The 15,901-nt window shown below is 38.5% G+C and carries 15 protein-coding genes; 4 read left to right on the top strand and 11 right to left on the bottom strand.

Annotated elements, in window-relative coordinates:
- Positions 1-41: 41 nt before the first annotated feature.
- From V9G42_02555 to V9G42_02510, 10 genes are all read right to left on the bottom strand, one after another.
- Positions 42-1,109 carry a winged helix-turn-helix transcriptional regulator gene (locus V9G42_02555; GenBank protein ID MEI2758298.1) on the bottom strand — a complete coding sequence of 356 codons (1,068 nt, stop codon included), beginning with the start codon at positions 1,107-1,109 and terminating at the stop codon, positions 42-44.
- A 25-nt stretch (positions 1,110-1,134) separates the two neighbouring features.
- On the bottom strand, positions 1,135-1,443 hold the full coding sequence (locus tag V9G42_02550) for a hypothetical protein (GenBank protein ID MEI2758297.1): 309 nt from the start codon (positions 1,441-1,443) through the stop codon (positions 1,135-1,137).
- 207 nt (positions 1,444-1,650) lie between these two features.
- On the bottom strand, positions 1,651-2,661 hold the full coding sequence (locus tag V9G42_02545) for a hypothetical protein (protein MEI2758296.1): 1,011 nt from the start codon (positions 2,659-2,661) through the stop codon (positions 1,651-1,653).
- A gap of 416 nt (positions 2,662-3,077) precedes the next feature.
- Positions 3,078-4,082, bottom strand: coding sequence for an SDR family oxidoreductase (locus tag V9G42_02540; GenBank protein MEI2758295.1), 1,005 nt, complete (start codon positions 4,080-4,082; stop codon positions 3,078-3,080).
- Between the two features lie 6 nt (positions 4,083-4,088).
- The gene (gene rfbB, locus V9G42_02535; protein ID MEI2758294.1) at positions 4,089-5,156 is read right to left on the bottom strand and encodes a dTDP-glucose 4,6-dehydratase; all 1,068 of its coding nucleotides are present in this window, start codon (positions 5,154-5,156) and stop codon (positions 4,089-4,091) included.
- A 44-nt stretch (positions 5,157-5,200) separates the two neighbouring features.
- The gene (gene galE / locus V9G42_02530) at positions 5,201-6,226 is read right to left on the bottom strand and encodes a UDP-glucose 4-epimerase GalE (GenBank protein MEI2758293.1); all 1,026 of its coding nucleotides are present in this window, start codon (positions 6,224-6,226) and stop codon (positions 5,201-5,203) included.
- A gap of 66 nt (positions 6,227-6,292) precedes the next feature.
- Positions 6,293-7,582, bottom strand: coding sequence for a nucleotide sugar dehydrogenase (locus V9G42_02525; GenBank protein ID MEI2758292.1), 1,290 nt, complete (start codon positions 7,580-7,582; stop codon positions 6,293-6,295).
- A gap of 5 nt (positions 7,583-7,587) precedes the next feature.
- Positions 7,588-8,643: a Gfo/Idh/MocA family oxidoreductase gene (locus tag V9G42_02520; protein ID MEI2758291.1), complete on the bottom strand. Its 1,056-nt coding sequence runs from the start codon at positions 8,641-8,643 to the stop codon at positions 7,588-7,590.
- 15 nt (positions 8,644-8,658) lie between these two features.
- Complete coding sequence (locus V9G42_02515) at positions 8,659-9,228, bottom strand: acyltransferase (protein MEI2758290.1); 570 nt, start codon at positions 9,226-9,228, stop codon at positions 8,659-8,661.
- A gap of 126 nt (positions 9,229-9,354) precedes the next feature.
- A complete protein-coding gene (locus tag V9G42_02510; GenBank protein ID MEI2758289.1) occupies positions 9,355-10,299 on the bottom strand; it encodes a helix-hairpin-helix domain-containing protein in 945 nt (314 codons plus the stop codon).
- Positions 10,300-10,441: 142 nt separating this feature from the next.
- Here V9G42_02510 and V9G42_02505 point away from each other — a divergent pair, with 142 nt between their 5' ends.
- Positions 10,442-10,798: a zinc ribbon domain-containing protein YjdM gene (locus V9G42_02505; protein MEI2758288.1), complete on the top strand. Its 357-nt coding sequence runs from the start codon at positions 10,442-10,444 to the stop codon at positions 10,796-10,798.
- 7 nt (positions 10,799-10,805) lie between these two features.
- On the opposite strand, the gene V9G42_02500 is transcribed toward V9G42_02505, so the two are convergent.
- Positions 10,806-11,717: an LD-carboxypeptidase gene (locus tag V9G42_02500; protein MEI2758287.1), complete on the bottom strand. Its 912-nt coding sequence runs from the start codon at positions 11,715-11,717 to the stop codon at positions 10,806-10,808.
- A 134-nt stretch (positions 11,718-11,851) separates the two neighbouring features.
- Between V9G42_02500 and metG the strand changes: the two genes are divergently transcribed.
- Genes metG through V9G42_02485 form a run of 3 tightly spaced genes read left to right on the top strand, consistent with a single transcriptional unit; the run spans position 11,852 to position 15,829 of the window.
- Complete coding sequence (gene metG, locus V9G42_02495) at positions 11,852-13,954, top strand: methionine--tRNA ligase (protein MEI2758286.1); 2,103 nt, start codon at positions 11,852-11,854, stop codon at positions 13,952-13,954.
- Between the two features lie 32 nt (positions 13,955-13,986).
- Positions 13,987-15,381 (top strand): class II fumarate hydratase, encoded by a 1,395-nt coding sequence (gene fumC, locus V9G42_02490; GenBank protein MEI2758285.1) that lies wholly within the window; start codon positions 13,987-13,989, stop codon positions 15,379-15,381.
- A gap of 34 nt (positions 15,382-15,415) precedes the next feature.
- A complete protein-coding gene (locus tag V9G42_02485; GenBank protein ID MEI2758284.1) occupies positions 15,416-15,829 on the top strand; it encodes an energy transducer TonB in 414 nt (137 codons plus the stop codon).
- Positions 15,830-15,901: the final 72 nt, after the last annotated feature.

Genomic DNA, 15,901 nt, shown 5'->3' with positions numbered 1-15,901 from the left:
TAGCTCATCTACTTTATAGTGTAAACCTATTTCAGGACAAGTCATTTTTCAACTATTTTCCAATGTCCTGTTTTGTCGCTTCCAATGCGTTTTATCAAACCAAGTTTTTTAAGTTCCTGAATATGTCGTTTTATTGTTGCTGCGGAATAGCCTGTCTTTTCTGCAAGTTCAGCGTAATTTGCATTCGGGTTTTGTTGTAACTGTTGCAAGATGTTCGCTTTTACAGGGTCATTTACAAGGTCATTTCCTGCTTTTACAGGGTCATTTTGCTTGTTTACAAGATCATTTACAGGTTCAACAAACTGAACGTGCATTTCTCTGTTTTTAAGCAAATAATTTTCTTTGAATAATAAGTTTGATAGAAAGCGAAGAAGAAACTTTTCCGTTTTATGAATGCCTTTTGATAAATCTTCGTAATTCGCTCGTACAAGTGCATTGCGGAAATACCAAGAATTTTCGGCAAACAAATCATTATTCACTTCTCTAAAACCCAATTTTCGCAAATACTTGATTAAGAAAATAGCTGTTGTTCGTGTGTTGCCTTCGCCAAAAATATGAATTTGCCACAAGTAAGAAATGAAGTGTGCAATGTGTTCAATAATTTCTTGTTCACTTAATCCTTTGTAGCTAAATTTTTTCTCATGCTCAAAGTCGTATTCAAAGGTTGCTTTCAAACTGTCGGCACTTGCGTAGAGAACTGTTTCTCCATTCAGCACCCATTCGTTTTTTGTGATGTTGTAATCACGGATATTACCTGCGAATTTGTAAATACCCGTGAATAATCTTCGATGAATGGACAAGTATTCGGCTGGCGAAAACGTGAAAGTTTGTTCACTCAATATTTCGGCAATGCGTACGGAAACTTTATCGGCTTCTTCGGTGCGGTCTTCGTCTGTTTTGGTTGGGTGTTGTTGGTAGTAACTGTCAATGCGTTTTTTTACTTCGTCAATGGTAATGTCGCCTTCAATGTTTTGTTTGGCGGTTTTAATCAAGTAGTCAGACGGTTTTAAGCCGTCCACTTGTTGCAAGCCGATAGCTGTTTTCCAAACTTTTACTTTTTCTGCTTTGTTTGGCTCGCCTTGTCTTATATATTCATCAAAGTTTTCCATTTTCTTTCTTTTTAAAATGCCGTTTTTATGGTACATTCACTTCAGCTAATCGGTCTGCAAATGTTTTCCCTTCATAAGTAAACGCTTCCGAAAAGTTACCTGTTGGTGTAAATACAAACCTTCTGCACATTTCAGCATAAACATCTTTTACGGTATCAAATTGTTCAGCATTATTGTCAATAGTTCCATTGTTGTCTGTGTCACTTACTTCACATTTACAGTAGGTAGAAATGTGCGGTGCTATTCCGTCTTCTTCAATTAAACCAAGTCGCTTGAATCGGCTTACTCGCTGTCCGTTTGTAATATGGTTTCTATGTTGTTGGTCACCTGTCAAAATGGTTTACATTTTCTCGTTTATGTCAGTCGTTTGTTTTTTGTTGTGTCGTCCAATACGTTTGCTGGTAACGTTTCTAGTATTGGCGAAGTGGTTAAATATTTGCACTAAAGTTCAATAGAATTACTGCCGTTGAATTTAGCACAAATACCCAACAGAAGCACTTCTCCTGCTCTATTGCCAATTTGTTTGTTAGCGGTTCGGCTTTTATTTCCACGTTTTTGCTTTTAATTGTTCTGCTATTTCAGTTATGTTGTCTGGCACTTTTTCTAATGCGTCTTCAAGGTTGAAATACCTTACTCTAAAAATGCCACCCGGGCTTGTCTTTTTAAAGTCAGTTTTAGTAAAGTTTGTCAATAGGAAAAATGTATGGTCTCTCCCTATACTCCAACCTTCGCTAATTGATTCTTTGATTGCATCAATTAGTCTTTGTTTTTGTTCTGCGGTGACTGTATTTTTAAATTTCTTAATTATTAGTCCGTTAGCAGCATCCCAATCTGCTTCAATTATATTTTCAACAAGTCCAATTTGTCTAACCGACTTCCATTTGTAAATTCCTAAAAATTTGAAGTCGCTATAACCTCTTGATGCTAAGTCAAAATAGAATTGGTGTTTTACATTAAGGTTGTAGGATTGTCCACATGCCATTGCTCTTAACACATTATTACTTCTTGGCATTAATCCCATTCCTAAGCAATAACTTTCAAAATGTTCATTCAGTCTTTGTAGATAATGTTCGTATTGATAATTACTCGCAAGTTCTTGTAATTGGTCAACTAGATCCTGATATGTCAATGAGTGGAAGTTGATTTTTCCAAGTGCTTTTAGTTCGCTTAATTTGTTCTCAATTTTTTCTACTTCTGTTTCGGAATACCTTGCTGAACTTAAATGAATTAGTAATTTGTATTCATTCGAGTCAAAACTTTTTGAATACTTTACAAGTTTGTCTATCCACTCTAAGCTGTTAAGTTTAGTCTCAATTATGATTTTTGATGCTTTTACTTGAATATGTCCGTCAATAATTCCGTTATCACGATTTCCAACTTGTTGTCTGAAATTTGGAATTACTTCGTATTGGTCATTTTCAGTAAGTCCTTTGATAAATTCTTCGTAATACTTTGGATTGATTTCATAGAGGCTTGACAACATTAGAAGAACGTTGTTTGTTACAGTATTTTCTCCTTGTGAGTATTGTTGGAATTGGTTTAATACTGCCATTTATTTTCTGCTGTCTTGTTTTGTTGTTAGATCGTACTAAACTGAGCGCTAACTCACAAATATACGAAACTATTCAATTTTCATTCAAGCAAGTAATTTTCTACTTTTAAAGTATAGACCAATCGAAAGATAGGGGCATATTGCTAAAGTCAATCATTCGCATTTTATATTGTAAGTTTCTAAAACCGTTTCGTATATCAAATCATAGGAATGACGGAAGGTGCAAGTATAACACCATGTTTTTTACAATGCTATTAACCCTTTCAATGTGATGTAAAGTGTCTAAATGTCATTAAACACTTGAAGGGTAAAATAGACTTTTGGTCTATGGCTAAAACCACCTTATTTCACATTTAAGTCTTTTTTTACACCGGCTTTTTATTTGGTTTCACTAACCAAATAAGGTTGGTAATACTTCAACAAAACGTTTTCTGAAACCATGGAACGGTTAATGCCAAACCTTGTTTTACTTTTACCAGTGGGTTGTAGCCAAGATACATTTGTGCACGGCTGATATCGGCAAGTGAATTACGTACATCACCGGGTCGCTCGTCTTTGTAAACGGGCGCAATACTTTTACCTGTAATGTGCATGAGGTGTTCAAGCAGTTTGTTCAAACTAATACTCTCGCCAACGGCAATGTTATAGACTTTGTTAAAAGCATCTTTATGGTCGGTAAACAGTGCTCGGATATTTGCCTGCACAGCATTTTCAACAAAAGTAAAATCGCGCGATTGCTCACCATCGCCATAAATGTATGCCGTTTGGTTTTTCAATAATGCTTTCATGAATAGCGGAATAGCAGCAGCGTACGGATTGTCGGGGTTTTGTTTAGGACCAAAAACATTAAAGTAGCGCAGTCCAATAATTTTCATTCCGTAGTGCATGGAAAAAGTGTAAGCATACAGTTCGTTCGACATTTTGGAAACGGCATAAGGCGAAAGAGGATTGCCTGTAACGTGTTCGCGCTTGGGTAACTCAGGACTGTCGCCATAAACGGATGATGAGCTTGCATATACAATACGTTCAATGCCCGATTCTTTTGCTGCCCACAACATATTCAGAAAACCAGTGGCATTGGCATGATGTGTGGCAAGTGGATTGGCAAGTGAGCGTGGCACAGAGCCAAGAGCAGCCTGATGCGAAACAAACTGTATTCCTTCCATAGCTTTTTTGCACGTGTCGGCATTGGTAATGTCACCTTCCATAAATTCAAAAGCAGGATGATTTAAAAAAGGAATAATATTTTCTTTATAGCCGTTGGCAAGGTTATCGAGCACACGCACTTTTTTGGCACCATGCACTAAAAGATATTCTACGATATTGCTGCCTATAAAACCTGAGCCACCGGTGATGAGGAAGCTTTTATCTTTTAGTGATGAATGGTGGTAGGCGCGTTCATAAATGGTTTCTGTCTTCATTGTGGGTTATCTTGTTGCATACTGATGCTCGTAATAGGTCATATATTCACCGGAGGTAACTTGTTGCAGCCAGTTATCGTTTGCCAGATACCAGTCAACGGTTTTTTCTAATCCCTCCTCAAACTGTAATGAGGGTTGCCACCCTAATTCGTTCTGAAGTTTTGAAGAGTCAATGGCATAACGCAAATCGTGTCCCGGACGGTCGGTAACAAACGTAATGAGCATTGCCGAAGTACCTTCAGCACGGTTGAGTTTTTTATCCATTATACGGCAGAGCAGTTGTATCAGGTCAATGTTTTTCCATTCGTTATTACCACCTACGTTATACTTCTCTCCATCTTTTCCTTTATGAAAAATAAGGTCAATAGCACGGGCATGGTCTTCAACATACAGCCAGTCGCGCACATTTTCGCCTTTGCCGTAAACTGGTACGGGTTTGTTGTTTTTTATGTTGTTAATGGCAAGAGGAATTAATTTTTCCGGAAAGTGATGCGAGCCGTAATTGTTGGAACAGTTGGACAAAACAACAGGAAGATGGTAGGTGTGATGATAAGCAAACACCAGATGGTCGCTGCTGGCTTTAGATGCAGAGTAAGGGCTGCGGGGGTCATATGATGTGTTTTCGGTAAAAAAGCCTGTTTCGCCCAACGAGCCATAAACCTCATCAGTACTGACGTGATAAAACCTTTTTCCATCAGCCACCTTTTTGTCTTTTATCCAGATGTTGCGGGCGGCATTCAGCAGGTTAACAGTGCCCACAATATTGGTCATAATAAAATCAAGCGGGTTGGTAATGCTCCTGTCCACATGCGACTCTGCTGCAAGATGAATGACTGCATCAGGATTGATTTCAGTAAACAGACGGTTAACAAAAGCGGCATCGGTTATATCGCCTTTAATAAACTGATAGTTGGGTTTGTTTTCAATATCTTTAAGATTGGCAAGGTTACCTGCATAGGTCAGGCTGTCGAGGTTATAGATGTTGTAATCGGCATAGTTGTTTACAAACCTGCGCACAACATGAGAACCTATGAATCCGGCACCACCTGTAATAATGATTGTACTTTTTGGCATGAGGGTAAAATTAAAAAATTAAAACTTAATAAAGAACTATTTGCTCAGATAAAATCTGTTCTTCCGGCCAGATGCAACTCCCAGTTCCAGGCTGTGCGTATCATATCGTTCAAATTGCGTTCAGAATTCCATCCAAGAACAGTGTTGGCCAAGGTAGTGTCGGCATAAACGGCTGTCACATCACCGGCACGTCTTCCTTCAATGGTAAAATTTAATTTCTGACCGATGGTTTTTTCAAATGCATGTATGAGTTCAAGAACAGAAAATCCTTTTCCTGTTCCCAGATTAAATACCTCGTAAGCAGACAAGTTTTTTTTGTTGAGCAATCGCATTACAGCTATAACGTGTGCCTTTGCCACATCAACTACATGTATATAATCTCTGATACAACTGCCATCGGGTGTTGGGTAGTCATTACCGAAAACAACAAACTTTTTGCGTTTACCAATAGCTACCTGTGTAATTATAGGCATTACATTCAGTGGCATCGTTGTAGGCAGTTCACCGATTAAAGCACTGTCGTGTGAGCCAACAGGATTGAAATATCTCAGTGAAACAGCTTGAAGTAAAGACGATTTAACAGTATCTGTTATAATTTCTTCGCCTATTTTTTTGGTGTTGCCATAAGGCGACTTGGCCGTTTTTACAGGAGCATTTTCATCAATGGGTAGCTTATCAGGGTCACCATAAACAGAGCAGCTTGATGAAAACACAAAATTATTACACTTATTAGCAACACAACATTGCAGCAGGTTAATGAGTGAAAGCAAGTTGTTTCTATAAAACTCTAAAGGCTGTTCAACAGAAAGCCCAACTGCTTTATGCGCTGCAAAGTGTACAACAGCATCAGGTTTATGCTTTTTGAAATAGTTTTTTATTTCGTTAGCATCACAAAGATCAATGTTAATCCAATATGGGCGTTTGCCTGTAATTTTTGTAATAGCATCAACAACATCTTCTTTTGAATTATTCAGATTGTCAATAATATCAACATCAAAACCACTGTTCATTAGTTCTACAACAGTGTGTGCCCCAATATAACCGGTGCCTCCGGTGACCAACACTTTCATTACTTGTAATATTTTTAATGGATTAGTATTTCTGAATAACGGTCAAGGTGTTGCCGCACTATGTGTTTACAGACTCCAGTATTGAAGATTATGGATTTTATTTCTTAAAAATCCTTTTATGTCAACAATAACACCATCAGGCTTACAGATACTCTTAAAATAGTTTTCATCCATTTTAAGATAATCTTTATGCGAAACCGCTACTACAACAGCATCATAATCGTTGCCAATTTTATCAACTAATCCAAAACCATATTCATGCACCAACTCTTCAGAAGAAGCATAAGGGTCGGTTACTTCTATGGTTACTCCAAATGATTTAAATTCGTTCACCACATCAGTAACTTTACTGTTGCGGATATCTTCCACATCTTCTTTAAAAGTAGCTCCCATCACCAGCACTTTCGATTTGGAGATGTCTTTGCCTTTGGCAATCATTTTCTTTACGGTTTGTTTGGCAACATAAAATCCCATGCTGTCGTTAACGTATCTGCCTGAGTTAATTACTTGCGAGTGGTAGCCAAGCTCCTGCGCTTTATAGGTAAGGTAGTAAGGATCTACGCCAATACAGTGGCCGCCTACAAGACCCGGAAAAAATCGGAGGAAGTTCCATTTTGTGCTGCTGGCTTCAATAACTTCATAGGTATTTATTCCCATTTTATTGAAGATGATAGAAAGCTCATTCATCAGTGCAATGTTTACATCGCGCTGTGTGTTTTCAATAATTTTAGCTGCTTCGGCCACTTTTATACTGCTGGCACGGTGCACACCTGCTTTTACGATTATTTCGTAAACTTTTGCAATCACATCTAACGATTCGGCATCGCAACCCGACACCACTTTCATAATTTTTGTGATGGTATGTTCTTTATCGCCAGGGTTAATTCGCTCTGGCGAGTAGCCTACTTTAAAATCATTCGGAAACTTAAGTCCTGAATGTTCTTCAAGAACAGGAATACAGTCTTCTTCTGTACAGCCCGGATAAACGGTACTTTCATACACAACATAATCACCTTTCTTCAACACTTTGCCAATGGTGGTAGATGCACCTATCAACGGCTTCAGGTCGGGTAGTTTATGATCGTCAATAGGAGTAGGAACAGCAACAATAAAAAATCGTGCTTCGCGAAGTACATCCAATGAGTTGGTGAAAGTTATATCACAACCATCAAAAGCCTCGGCTGGCAGCTCTCCGCTAGGATCAATTTTATTTTGCATTTTTTCAACACGCTCTGCATTAATGTCAAATCCGATTACGGAAATTTTCTTTGCAAATTCCAGTGCAATAGGAAGTCCAACATAACCTAAGCCGATAACAGCAACTTTTGCTTTTTTATCTAATATGTCCTGATACATTTATTTTAAAGATGAAATTTTATTTCTGATTTTTCTATTTTACGAAGTGCGTAAATACGCTCAATTATTTCTACGACTTTTAATCCTTCAAGGGCATTGGTTGTAATTGAAGTGCGACCACGCAAAACATCGGCCACATTTTCGATTATGTAGTGATGGTTGGCGGCAGAACCTTTGTATGCACCATAATCGTTTGCCGGATTAACGGGGTCTAACTTGGGCATGTTATAATTTTTTATATGACAGTATTCTACTTCATTCATATACTGTCCGCCAATTTTTATAGAGCCGTTTTTTCCTATTACGGTAATACTGCTTTCAAGGTTTATATCCCAAACAGATGTAGTGTAGGCAATATTGCCCATACCTCCATTTACAAACTTAAAGTTTACAAATCCACTGTCTTCAAATGATGTGTTTTGCTGATGTGTAAAATCTTCAAACTTGCCTTGTATATCTGTAATATCACCAAACACCCAGTACATAATATCTATAAAGTGCGAGAACTGCGTAAACAATGTTCCGCCATCCATGTCGCTGGTTCCTTTCCATCCGCCTTTTTTATAATAACGTTCATCACGATTCCAATAGCATTGCAACTGAACCATAAAAATTTCGCCAATGACATTTTTATCTATAACTTCTTTTAGCCATACCGATGGTGGTGAATAGCGGTTTTGCATTACACAAAACACATGCCTCGATACCTGAAGTGCCTTAAAAATAATTTTTTCGCAATCGGCCTTGGTCAGCGCCATTGGTTTTTCGCAAACTAAATGCTTTTTTGCTTCTAATGCTTTTAATGAATGTTCTGCATGAACGCCATTAGGTGAGCAAACACACACTACATCAATATCCGGTACGCTGGTGAGCATTGCGTCAACCGACTGAAAAAACGGAACATTAAAGTCGGCAATGCCAACTTCAGTTTCCGGTCTGATGTCACACATGGCAACAAGCTCACATTCCTGGTTACGTCTAACCATTTCGGCATGACGTTTACCAATGTGCCCACAACCGATGACAGCAAATTTTATTTTTTCTTTTTTTCCTGTGCTCATACAAGCGTGGTCTTTCTAAATTTTTGTTACCTGATTGTTTTTAAGCAGGTATTTTTCTCCGCTTTCAGGGCAAACAGCCTGCCCATCTTTATCAAACTGCAGCCGATGACCATACTCACTCATCCAGCCCATCTGACGGGCAGGATTGCCTGCCATCAGTGCATAGTCGGCAACATCTTTTGTTACTACGGCACCGGCACCTATAAAGGCAAAACGACCTATATCATGTCCACAGACAATAGTGGCATTAGCACCTATTGAAGCACCTTTTTTCACTACAGTTTTTTTGTATTCATTCTTGCGGTTTACAGCACTTCGTGGATTGGTGACATTGGTAAAGACCATGCTCGGTCCTAAAAAAACATCGTCTTCGCAAACAACGCCTGTATATAACGAAACATTATTCTGAACTTTTACATTGTTACCCAAAACAACATCAGGTGAGATAACCACATTTTGACCAATATTACAACCTTCGCCAATGCGACAACCGGACATAATATGTGAAAAGTGCCATATCTTGGTACCTTTTCCTATGGTACATCCATCGTCAACATAGGACGATTCATGTTTAAAATAATCCATATTCGCTTCCTTAACCCGCTTTAATTGGGGGGCAAATTTACTTTAATTTTGTTAAGAATGATAGTCTGTTTTTAGATTATGATGGTCATTATCTTACATTTTTTAGAATATATAGAGTTTTTGCTGTTAAAACTTCACGACAAGATAGGGTGCCAGTTTTTCAAACTCTGTAGGTTTAATTATTTTCAGATCGCGTAATTGTTCTATTGATTTGTAATCACCATGCATTTTTCTGTAATTTACGATAATAGTTGCCAGACTGCTGCTGATGTATGGGTGTTTAAGGCTGTAGGCATCATCGGTATTAATGTTTATCTTTTGAATGGGCTTTATGTTACAGAGTAAATATGGATTGATTTTTTCAAAAACAGAATCCACAATGGAGTTGATTTCAAGCAATTGTTTAACAGAAGTAAATCCACCTAATTTATTTCGGTATGCAACAATTGCCGCTGCCCTTCCTACACCTATGGCAGGAAGCAGCTGCCACTCTTCGGCATCTGCCAGATTTATTTCAATAGGCGCAATAATTATTTCTTTTTTAGATTTGATGGAGTCTGTCACATATTTTGTCGTTTGGAATTCTGGTAATGAATCAGGTAAAAGCAGATAAGGATAAATACTGTCGTAAAACAAAGGTGTGATGACAAATAGTTTTTTTACATCTGACCGAATTCTGAATCTCCCGCCACGTGCTTCATATTTTTTGATGGATGCAATTTGTCTTTCAGACAAACCTAAATTGGCCCAGAGTGAATCGGCTAAATTATTTGGATTGAAAGGGAAAAGTTTTTTTGTAGGTTGTGGTAAAATGTTTTCTGAAAGAGAAGTTGAATCTTTCAATACAACTTTAGATTCGGCTTGTAATAAACTCCATTGTGCAACAGCAGAATCTAAACGACTTGTGCTGACAGTGATAGGCGGCTCATAAAATTTAAGTCCGTATAGTGTCAGCAGCAGCACAACAATAATAATAGATAATACGATTATACCTTTGCGCTCACTGTAAGTAAACGTGTTGTACTGTTTAAAAATACTCCGTAGGTTATGAAAAGGCGGTTTCTTTTTCATGGTCTATCAGGTAAGTTGATTTTATAAAGCGAAAGTACTGTTTTTTAAATGTGTTTGTATTTATATTTTAAAATTATAATCACGTATTAAACAATTTAAGTTTGACGTAATTTTAAAGATATTTGCAGAAAATATTTTTATCATGTCTGTTTTACCACCTTGCCCGTTATGCCATTCAATTTATACTTATGAAAATGGCAATCTGATGGTTTGTCCTGAATGTTTTTACGAGTGGAATCCCGAAGAACAACAAGCTGTATCAGAAGAAATATCCGGTACAGATAATGGAAAAGTTTTTGATGCTAATGGTAATGAACTTCAAAATGGCGATGCAGTAATTGTTATTAAAGATCTTCCTGTAAAAGGCGCACCCAAACCGGTAAAAGCAGGCACCAAGGTTAAAAATATTCGATTAGTAGAGGGCAATCATAATATAGATTGCAAAATAGAGGGTTTTGGTTCAATGGCATTAAAGTCTGAGTTTGTCAGGAAGGCATAAGATAAAATCAGCTTAACGCTTTGTTATTCATTTTTAACGAAACCTTATTTTCTACAATTAGTTCTGCATAACCTCCCATCGCCAGTGGATTGTTCTCTGTAATATGCCCGGCAGGAAACCCAAAACAAACAGGAAAATCATATTCAGAAACATGTTCGGCAATAATTTCTTCAGCAGTTTTTCCAAATGGAATGGTATTGTCTTTCATATCGCTCATAGCACCAACAACAAGTCCTGCCAAACCGTGTAACTTCCCACTGCGTTTGAGCTGCATCATCATACGGTCAATATGATAAAGATATTCATCCAAATCTTCAAGGAAAAGAATTTTTCCTTTGGTATCAATGTCAGATGCTGATGCTGCAAGTGAGTATAAAATAGAAAGATTTCCTCCAATCAATTGCCCGGTGGCATTTTTCATTCTGTTTAAAGGATGAGCAGGAGTATTTAAAACAACATTGTTGCCCCAAAGAAAATCTTTTATCTGATTTAAAACAGCGTCAGGTGTTTTAGGAAAATTTATTGCCATTGGTGCATGTAATGTAACCACATTCAAATGACTATGCACATGTGTGTGAATGGTAGTGATGTCACTGAAGCCAATGAGCCACTTTGGTTTTTTTTTGAATTCGGAAAAGTCAATTCTGTCAATAATTCTTACAGAACCATATCCGCCACGGGCAAAAAGCACAGCCTTTATTTTAGGATTGTCCAAAGCCCATTGAAAATCTTCTGCACGCAAAGAGTCATCACCGGCAAACTGATTTTTATCAGCATATAAATTTTTGCCCTCAGTAACCTGAAGCCCCCACTGCTGCAGTATGCCAATGGCCGGAGCCATTTCATCGCGGCTTACCTTGCGTGCAGTAGCTACAATGGCAACGGTATCGCCAGCAACAAGTGGAGGTGGAAAAATCATCTGCCTTCGTTTTTTTATCTTTGCAAAGTAAAAGTAGTTTGAGGTTTAAACCTGAGTAAGAAATGTTTTTTTTCAAACGTTTTCAGAATATATTCTTCATAACTTTTATACATTACAACTGTTAAACATTTTTCATGTCAAGATATTTAATCACCGCTGCACTGCCCTATGCCAACGGACCGGTACATATAGGTCATCTGGCAGGTTGCTATATTCCTGCCGATATATACAGTCGTTATCTGCGGCTGAAAGGCGAAGATGTAAAATTTATTTGCGGCAGCGATGAACATGGCGTACCTATTACCATCAAAGCACGTCAGCTTGGTATTACACCGCAGCAAGTGGTTGACAAATACCATCAGATGATGAAATCATCATTTGAAAAATTCGGTATTTCTTTCGATCATTATTCACGCACTTCTTCACTGGTACACCATCAGACAGCAGCAGCTTTCTTTAAAACACTTTATGATAAAGGTGTTTTTATTGAAGAAACCACAGAGCAGTTTTATGATGAAGAAGCCAAGCAGTTTCTTGCCGACCGCTATATCACCGGCACCTGTCCGCGCTGCAACAATCCAAATGCTTATGGCGACCAATGTGAAAACTGCGGTGCATCACTCAGCCCAACAGACCTCATAAATCCCAAATCAAAACTTAGTGGCAATACCCCAGTGTTGAGACCAACAAAAAACTGGTTTTTGCCAATGGGTGAAATTCAAAAGTCAAACGATTTTCAGGAGTATATTAAACGATTCGACCATTGGAAACCCAACATTAAAGGACAGTGCAATAGTTGGCTCAGCGAAGGCCTGCAGCCTCGTGCCATGACCCGCGACCTCGACTGGGGAGTGAAAGTGCCTTTACCCAATACAGAAGGGAAAGTGCTATATGTGTGGTTTGATGCACCTATCGGGTATATTTCGGCTACAAAAGAACTTTTGCCGGACAATTGGAAAGATTATTGGCATAAGCAAAACAATGAAGAAGACAATCCTAAGCTTATTCATTTTATCGGCAAAGACAATATTGTTTTTCATGCCATCATTTTTCCGATGATGCTCATGCAGCATGGTGGTTTTGTGTTGCCCTACAATGTTCCGGCCAACGAATTTTTAAATCTCGAAGGAGATAAAATATCAACCTCGCGCAATTGGGCTGTGTGGCTGCATGAATACCTTGAAGATTTTCCGGGTCGCGAAGATGAACTTCGCTATGTGCTTACTTCTATTGCACCCGAAACCAAGGATAGTGAATTTACATGGAAAGATTTTCAGGCAAGAGTGAACAATGAGTTGGGAGCAATCTTAGGCAACTTTGTGAACAGGGTAGTTGTACTCGCTGACAAATATTTTAAAGGTGATTTAAGTACCGAAAAGGATGTTGAATTAAATGCTGATGAATTCAACCTTGATGAATTAATTGTAAAGTATGTAAATTCCGTTGAGAAATATCAATTTCGCGATGCGCTGAGTGGTGTTATGGACTTAGCCCGCATTGGAAACAAATATTTAACCGATAAAGAACCCTGGAAAAAATTTGATTCAAACAATCAAAAAAGTGTTGATGATACACGCAACACATTAATAAACTGCCTAAGCATTATTTCAAAAACAGGTTTGTTGCTTAAACCTTTTTTACCTGTTACAGCAGAAAAAATATTTTCATTATTAAACATTCCTGCTGACAATCAAAAACTGATAATATCAAAAGATTCTATAGGTGTACCGGAAGGATTTTTTAACATGCACAGTATAAAGTTAAATGTTTCTAATCTTATTCTCTTTCAAAAAATAGAAGACGAAGAAATAGAAAAACAAATAAACAAACTGCACGAAAAGAAAGTGATGAATACTACACAAACAGAAGCCCAACCAAGCCATGAGAATAGCATAGAACCACAGTTAGCAGAAACCACTTTTGACGATTTCAGCAAGATGGATATTCGTGTTGCAACAATTTTAGAAGCAGAGCGTGTACCAAAAACCGACAAGTTACTGAAGTTGTTGCTTGACACCGGCATGGACCAACGTACTGTTGTTTCGGGTATTGCAGCATGGTACGATCCTGAAAAAATTGTCGGACAAAAGGTGGTGATGCTGGCAAACCTTGCACCGCGAAAAATAAAAGGTATTGAAAGCAAAGGAATGATTCTGATGGCACAAAATGCCAATGGTGAGCTTTCTTTTATAACACCAGAAAAGTTAAACATCAACAACGGAAGTACTGTTAAATAAACATCAACAAATAAAAATTATACATTTTGAAAATGGAATACAGAAAAGAAAAAGACACGATGGGAGTAGTCGAAGTTCCTGCATCGGTTTACTGGGGTGCACAAACACAGCGCTCTATCGAAAATTTTAAAATAGCCCGCGACACCAATAAAATGCCTAAAGAAATTATAGAAGCATTTGCCTATTTAAAGAAAGCAGCAGCGCTGACAAATTTTGAAGCAGGAGTGTTGCCCAAAGAAAAATGTGATTTGATTGCTTCTGTCTGCGATGAAATTCTTGCAGGTAAGCTGAACGATCAGTTTCCGCTTGTGGTATGGCAAACAGGCAGCGGCACACAAAGCAACATGAATGTGAATGAGGTGGTAGCTTATCGTGCCCATGTCATTAACGGAGGTAGTTTATTAGACGAAAAGAAAGCCATTCACCCAAATGATGACGTAAACAAATCGCAGTCGAGCAACGATACATTCCCTACGGCCATGCACATTGCAGCCTATAAAATTCTGGTAGATGTTACCTTGCCCGGTATAAAAAAATTGCGCGATACGTTACAAGCTAAGTCTAAAGAGTTTATGCAGGTGGTTAAAATAGGTCGTACACACCTGATGGATGCTACACCTTTAACCTTGGGTCAGGAGTTGAGTGGTTATGTATCACAACTCAACCACGGAATGCGTGCCATTGAACATACGTTGCCACACCTTGCAGAATTGGCTTTAGGCGGCACAGCAGTAGGCACCGGAATAAACACACCTCCGGGATATGCAGTGAATGTGGCCAAGCATATTGCTGCACTGACGCAACTGCCATTTGTTACAGCAGAAAACAAGTTTGAAGCATTAGCAGCCCATGATGCTATTGTAGAAACGCATGGAGCATTAAAAACCGTTGCCTGCTCACTGATGAAAATTGCTAACGACATACGTCTGCTGGCCAGTGGCCCCCGTTGTGGCATTGGCGAAGTATATATTCCCGACAACGAACCTGGGTCATCTATCATGCCCGGAAAGGTAAACCCTACACAGTGCGAAGCCATGACCATGGTTGCCGCTCAGGTATTAGGTAATGATGTAGCCATCAATATTGGCGGTGCCACAGGACATTTTGAGTTGAATGTATTTAAGCCTGTAATGATTTATAACTTCCTGCACAGTGCACGACTCATTGGCGAAGTCTGTCTATCGTTCAACGACAAATGTGCCATCGGCATAGAGCCATTGCATGACAACATTCGCAAAAATCTGGAAAACTCACTCATGCTGGTAACAGCACTAAATACCCATATAGGCTACTATAAATCGGCAGAGATTGCTCAAACAGCACATAAAGACGGCAAAACACTGAAACAAACAGCTATTGATTTGGGCTATGTTACTTCGGAGCAGTTTGATGCCTGGGTGAAACCCGAAGATATGGTGGGATTATAATTTTTATTACTTTTAACGATTAAAATAATAGTTTATGAAAAAGGTTATCATTTTCGGATTTATTTTTCTCACTTCGGTTGTGGCAATTGCGCAGTCGGGTGAGGTATTTACTACAGTGGAAAAAATGCCTGAATTTCCAGGTGGACAAACAGGCTTACAGGAATATCTTCTAAAAAACATCAAATATCCCGAGGAGGCAAGGAACAATGTAGTGGAAGGCGTTTCGTATATAAACTTTGTGGTGTCGTCAACCGGAGAGGTTACCGGTGCCCGCGTTTTGAAAGGAAACAATGAGCAGTTTAATCAGGAAGCATTGCGTGTTATTAATGCCATGCCACGCTGGCAACCAGGTATGCAGGCCGGACAGACTGTAAGTGTGCAATATACTTTACCTGTACGTTTTTCATTGACAGTGCCTGATAAAGAAGAGAAAAAGCATAAAAAATAGATTAATAGCATCAATTTTGAAACAGCTGTCAAAACTTCATTGACAGCTGTTTTGTTTTTTTGTAAATTGTGC

The organism is Bacteroidia bacterium, assembly GCA_037045145.1.
GTDB lineage: Bacteria > Bacteroidota > Bacteroidia > AKYH767-A > OLB10 > OLB10.
This window is presented reverse-complemented; position numbering and strand designations above follow the sequence as displayed.

What these genes read in the sequence shown, in the direction of transcription:
- V9G42_02555 (MEI2758298.1), bottom strand. Translation starts at nt 1,109, where the DNA reads ATGGAAAACTTTGATGAATATATAAGACAAGGCGAGCCAAACAAAGCA.
- V9G42_02545 (MEI2758296.1), bottom strand. Translation starts at nt 2,661, where the DNA reads ATGGCAGTATTAAACCAATTCCAACAATACTCACAAGGAGAAAATACT.
- V9G42_02540 (MEI2758295.1), bottom strand. Translation starts at nt 4,082, where the DNA reads ATGAAGACAGAAACCATTTATGAACGCGCCTACCACCATTCATCACTA.
- rfbB (MEI2758294.1), bottom strand. Translation starts at nt 5,156, where the DNA reads ATGCCAAAAAGTACAATCATTATTACAGGTGGTGCCGGATTCATAGGT.
- galE (MEI2758293.1), bottom strand. Translation starts at nt 6,226, where the DNA reads ATGAAAGTGTTGGTCACCGGAGGCACCGGTTATATTGGGGCACACACT.
- V9G42_02525 (MEI2758292.1), bottom strand. Translation starts at nt 7,582, where the DNA reads ATGTATCAGGACATATTAGATAAAAAAGCAAAAGTTGCTGTTATCGGC.
- V9G42_02520 (MEI2758291.1), bottom strand. Translation starts at nt 8,643, where the DNA reads ATGAGCACAGGAAAAAAAGAAAAAATAAAATTTGCTGTCATCGGTTGT.
- V9G42_02515 (MEI2758290.1), bottom strand. Translation starts at nt 9,228, where the DNA reads ATGGATTATTTTAAACATGAATCGTCCTATGTTGACGATGGATGTACC.
- V9G42_02510 (MEI2758289.1), bottom strand. Translation starts at nt 10,299, where the DNA reads ATGAAAAAGAAACCGCCTTTTCATAACCTACGGAGTATTTTTAAACAG.
- V9G42_02505 (MEI2758288.1), top strand. Translation starts at nt 10,442, where the DNA reads ATGTCTGTTTTACCACCTTGCCCGTTATGCCATTCAATTTATACTTAT.
- V9G42_02500 (MEI2758287.1), bottom strand. Translation starts at nt 11,717, where the DNA reads ATGATTTTTCCACCTCCACTTGTTGCTGGCGATACCGTTGCCATTGTA.
- metG (MEI2758286.1), top strand. Translation starts at nt 11,852, where the DNA reads ATGTCAAGATATTTAATCACCGCTGCACTGCCCTATGCCAACGGACCG.
- fumC (MEI2758285.1), top strand. Translation starts at nt 13,987, where the DNA reads ATGGAATACAGAAAAGAAAAAGACACGATGGGAGTAGTCGAAGTTCCT.
- V9G42_02485 (MEI2758284.1), top strand. Translation starts at nt 15,416, where the DNA reads ATGAAAAAGGTTATCATTTTCGGATTTATTTTTCTCACTTCGGTTGTG.